Annotated in this window: 5 protein-coding genes; 1 reads left to right on the top strand and 4 read right to left on the bottom strand. The window is 66.9% G+C overall.

Features of this window, described 5'->3' with window-relative positions; translation table 11 throughout:
- Positions 1-188 precede the first annotated feature (188 nt).
- The 4 genes from FJZ36_18255 to FJZ36_18240 form a co-directional block, all read right to left on the bottom strand.
- On the bottom strand, positions 189-455 hold the full coding sequence (locus FJZ36_18255; GenBank protein MBM3216842.1) for a DUF433 domain-containing protein: 267 nt from the start codon (positions 453-455) through the stop codon (positions 189-191).
- Between the two features lie 106 nt (positions 456-561).
- Positions 562-885 carry an STAS domain-containing protein gene (locus FJZ36_18250; protein ID MBM3216841.1) on the bottom strand — a complete coding sequence of 108 codons (324 nt, stop codon included), beginning with the start codon at positions 883-885 and terminating at the stop codon, positions 562-564.
- A gap of 24 nt (positions 886-909) precedes the next feature.
- Positions 910-1,944 (bottom strand): zinc-binding alcohol dehydrogenase, encoded by a 1,035-nt coding sequence (locus FJZ36_18245; GenBank protein ID MBM3216840.1) that lies wholly within the window; start codon positions 1,942-1,944, stop codon positions 910-912.
- Positions 1,945-2,155: 211 nt separating this feature from the next.
- Positions 2,156-3,961, bottom strand: a complete 1,806-nt coding sequence (locus FJZ36_18240) for an indolepyruvate ferredoxin oxidoreductase subunit alpha (GenBank protein MBM3216839.1) — start codon at positions 3,959-3,961, stop codon at positions 2,156-2,158.
- Positions 3,962-4,060: 99 nt separating this feature from the next.
- Between FJZ36_18240 and FJZ36_18235 the strand changes: the two genes are divergently transcribed.
- Positions 4,061-4,151 (top strand): FAD-dependent oxidoreductase (locus tag FJZ36_18235; protein ID MBM3216838.1); only part of this gene is annotated, 91 nt, incomplete at its 3' end.

Below are 4,151 nucleotides of genomic sequence, written 5' to 3'. Positions count from 1 at the left end.
GCAAGCTCTCCCAAGTTCTACGAGTCAGATCGAGACTGACGCTCTGGTAGGCGACCATTGCGACCAGCAGCGAAGGTTCTCTCAGCTCTCCAGAGCACCGTCGTTGAGGCGTCACCCATTGCCGTTGCTCCCGCGCAAGCGGGAGCCCAGAGTACTGGATTCCCGCTCCTGGCCCCGTGAAAACGGGGCTACGCGGGAATGACGAATGGCATCCCATCGGTGAACAGAGGCAGTTGCTCCTCCTCGTGAGCCAGCCAGGCGGCATACGCCAGCACTGCCCGGACGTCGTCCGATGACAACTGGGGATACTCGCGCAGTATCGACTCCTCAGACTCGCCAGCGCTCAGGTAGTCCAAGACCACGGAAGCCATGATGCGCGTGCCGCGGATGCACGGCTTCCCGTGGCAGACGTTCGGATGGATCGCTATTCTGTCCCGCCAACCTACGTTATCCATACCGTCTCTCGCCTCAGAACTCGCCTGGCTGTCGAAGCTGCGCCGCAGTCTAGTGTACGCCCATCCCCGCCTCTCAGCAACCGACGGTAGACCGACACCATCGCATTCAGCCGTCCACCGCGCAGTCGTCTAGGACGTTCTCGAACCCGGCGAGCGTCATGAGCTCGCGCAGCTCCGGGCGGACGCCGAGAAGCTCCAGGCGCGTGCCGTTGTGCGACTTCGCGTAGCGGTAGATGGCGTAAAGCGCCTCCAACCCAAACGAGTCGGCGTGGGACACCTGACCGACATCCAGCCGCACGCGCGGAACGCCATCGTACTCCGCGAGCCGTTCCGTCAGTTGGGTCCGAAGCCGTTCGGCGTCACCATGCGCCATTTCCCCCGCCACTCGGACGAAGATGCCTCCCTGGGTCCGGCGAATCGTCAGCCTCATGCCGACGCTCCTCGCAGTCTTCGATCACGCCAAGATCGCCAGGCGCGACCAGTCGAGCACGACGCTCTGATAGCGTTCCTTCTCGTTCAGCAAGCCGACGTATGCCGACTCCGCGTCGTTGGGCGGCAGGACGTGGCTCCGCATCGGCGCCGGGTTCACGGCTCCACGCGCGATGAGGCTCATCGCGTGCTGCAGGTTCCCCAGGACGCTCCCACGCGCGAAGTTCGCCGGGAACACGGGAATCTCCCACTCCCAACCGCTGCGCACGTGCAGGTACTTCGTGAACACCGGCTGCAGCAGGTCCGACATCGTGTAGTCGCCATGCTTCTTCCATGCGACGCCGACGAGGACGATCTCCGCCCCGATGGCAGCGAGCTGCGTCGCGGCGTAGACCGCGCGTTCGCTCCCGCTCGTGTCGATGATGAGCTTGCAGGGCGTCGCGCCGAGCTTCGACCGCCACGCCTCGACGATATCGCCCTCTGGCGAGATCGTATGGCGGAGACCGCACGCCTCGACCCGCGACCGCCGCGTCGCGACCGGATCGACGCCCGCGACCTCGTAACCGGACGCCTGATAGACCTGCGACGCCATCGATCCCACGATGCCGAGCCCGAAGACCGCGACACCATCGCCAGGCCGCGCGACGGTCGTCCGCAGCGTCGTCATGCTGACCGCGCAGAACCGGACGTAGACGGCGTCCGCCGGATCGACCCCATCAGGTACGCGAACGACGGGCGCGCGCGCGGGGTTCACGCGATGATGCGACGCGTGCCCGACCGATGAGAAGACGACATCGCCGACGCGCCACTCCTTCACGTTCGACCCGACCGCCGCGATGCGTCCCACGGCGGCATAGCCCGGATGCACCGGGTAGGGTTCCCCCTTCCAGTGCCCGATGTCCTGGTCGTTCGTGAACGAGGCGAGCTCGGTTCCCGAGCTGATCGCCGAGACGAGCGTCTCCAGGATGATCTCGTCGTCGCCGGGGCGGTCGTCGAACTCGAACGGTTCCACCGTGGCGCGCATGCGCTGGGGGAACACGATCCGGTGCGCAATCGGCATGGCGAGGGTTCCTTCGTGGTCTCTAGTGGTTTGCCATGGTGGTTATCACGACAACCTCGATGGGCTTTCGCGCAGGTCTTTCGCAATCGTCATTCCCGCGTAGCCCCGTTTTCACGGGGCCAGGAGCGGGAATCCAGAGACTCTAGGCTCCCGCTTTCGCGGGAGCGACACGTTGGTGGTCGCTCTTTCACGCATCAGGTAACACGGATCATCACCCTGACATACCACTAGGGACGTTCTGTCGGAAGAAGTCGATAAACGGGCAAGGGTCGCGGACGACGACGACGGCGAGATCGTCCCAGGCGAGGGCTTCGCGGAAGGTCGCCAGCGTCGCGTCGCGGTCGCGCGGGTTCACCGTGCGGACGAAGTCGATCTGGCATGCGCGGGCGAGGTCTTCGATGCCGATGATTCGCCGGGGTTCGCCCATCGCGTCGCGTCCGACGCCCGGATGGGGCTCGAAGCCGGACAGAGCCGTCGTGCCGTTGTCGAGGATCAGGACGAGGATGCGCACGCGGTTGTACGCCGCGTTGATGAGGTCGGTCACGCCGGAGTGGAAGAACGCCGAGTCGCCCGGAAACGCGATGACCCGCCGCGCCGGATCGACGCGCGCGATGCCCGACGCGATCCCGATGCACGAGCTGAGCGACAGCTTCACGTCGAGCATCTCGAACGGCGGAACCCGCAGGCGGACGCCGCAGCCAGGATCGGCGAGAAAGACGGCGTTTTCGTCCCGCTCGGAAAGGGCGTCGCGGAGCGCGTCGAAAGTCGGGGTGTAGGGGCAGCCTTGGCAGAGCCCTTCGTCGGCGGTCAGGTAGGTAGGGGGCTTGCCGCGCTTCTGCCGCGCCCGGAGCTCGGCGGCTTGGCTCTCGGCAGAGAGCCCCGTTGCGTCCATGCATCCCGGCGAGTAGCGGTTCAAGGCGGCGGCGACGTGGGCATCGAGGAGCTCCCCTTCGCGCGGCACGTGTCCCGTCTCCCTGCCGAGAATCTCGGTGTTGAGCCGCGCCCGGTTGGCGAGGGCGTGCAAGCCGCGCTCGACGAACGGCTCCCCCTCTTCGAGGACGAGAACGCGGCTCACGCATCGCAGGAACCGGGTCAGCGCACTCGTCGGCAGGGGATGGAGCGTTCCCAGGCGGAACCACCGGAACGGATCGGACGCGCCGCGCGCCTTGAGCAAGTCGCGCGCCTTCGTGTCGGCGAATCCGGCGGCGAGGACCCCCAGCGTTCCCTTGCCGCGCTCCGAGTTGAACACCGACCCTTCGAACGCCTGTTGAGCCGCTTCCAGCTTCCGGTGCAGACCCGCATGGAGCGCGACCGCGTTGTCGGTCGACGGCATCCATCGGCGCGAGGGACGGTCGGCGGCGATGTCTCGGAGCGCGACTGCCGGTCGGGCTCGCTGGGAACCCGACGTGACGGCGCCGCGGTATCCGGCGTAGCGGCGGGTCTCGCGGACGATGACGGGGAGCGACACGCGCTCGGAGAGCTCGAACGCGGCGGCGATCATCTCGTAGCCCTGCTGGGGCGTCGCCGGTTCCAGCATCGGGAGCTCGGCGAAGGCGGCGAGCGCGCGCGTGTCCTGCTCGTTCTGGGATGCCCACGCGCCGGGATCGTCGCCGAGGAGGATGACGAGTCCGGCCCCGACGCCCGTCAGGTTCGCCGCCATGATGGGGTCGAGGGCGACGTTCATGCCGACGCCCTTCACCGCCGCCATCGACCGCGCTCCGGCGATAGAGGCTCCCAGGGCGACCTCGAAGGCGACGCGTTCGTTGGTGGACCACTCGACGTGGATACCGGCGGTCTTGGCGTCGTGCGCCAGGGTCTCGACGACGCCGGAGCTCGGAGAGCCCGGGTAACCAGCGACGACTCGCACGCCAGCCGCCAGAGCGGCATGCGCGAGGGCTTCCTCTCCGGTCAGGTTCACACGCGACATGGTTTCCCCTTGTCGAGACATGGTCTCGCACCGAGAATGGGGATCGCCAGTGTAGCACGAGTATTGGCGACGCGCTTCGGCGGATGCCATTTTCTACCCAGTGGAACGCTCGAATCCGTAGGGGCGGGTCTCAGACCCGCCCCTACAACACGCAGACGTCGGAGCGATCGCTTGCTGATAGGAGCCGCGATGAACGGAACCTATGACGTCGCCGTGATCGGCGGAGGGATCGTCGGACTGGCGACCGCGATGGCGTTGACGGCCGACTCGCGGGCGGGCG

It is taken from the genome of Candidatus Poribacteria bacterium (assembly GCA_016866785.1).
In the GTDB taxonomy this organism is placed as follows: domain Bacteria; phylum Poribacteria; class WGA-4E.
Note: the sequence above shows the minus strand (reverse complement) of the source record. Positions and strands in the feature narration are given on the sequence as shown.

Excerpts from the sequence above, each read along its gene's own strand:
- FJZ36_18255 (MBM3216842.1), bottom strand. The coding sequence starts at position 455 with ATGGATAACGTAGGTTGGCGGGACAGAATAGCGATCCATCCGAACGTC.
- FJZ36_18250 (MBM3216841.1), bottom strand. The coding sequence starts at position 885 with ATGAGGCTGACGATTCGCCGGACCCAGGGAGGCATCTTCGTCCGAGTG.
- FJZ36_18245 (MBM3216840.1), bottom strand. The coding sequence starts at position 1,944 with ATGCCGATTGCGCACCGGATCGTGTTCCCCCAGCGCATGCGCGCCACG.
- FJZ36_18240 (MBM3216839.1), bottom strand. The coding sequence starts at position 3,961 with ATGGCATCCGCCGAAGCGCGTCGCCAATACTCGTGCTACACTGGCGAT.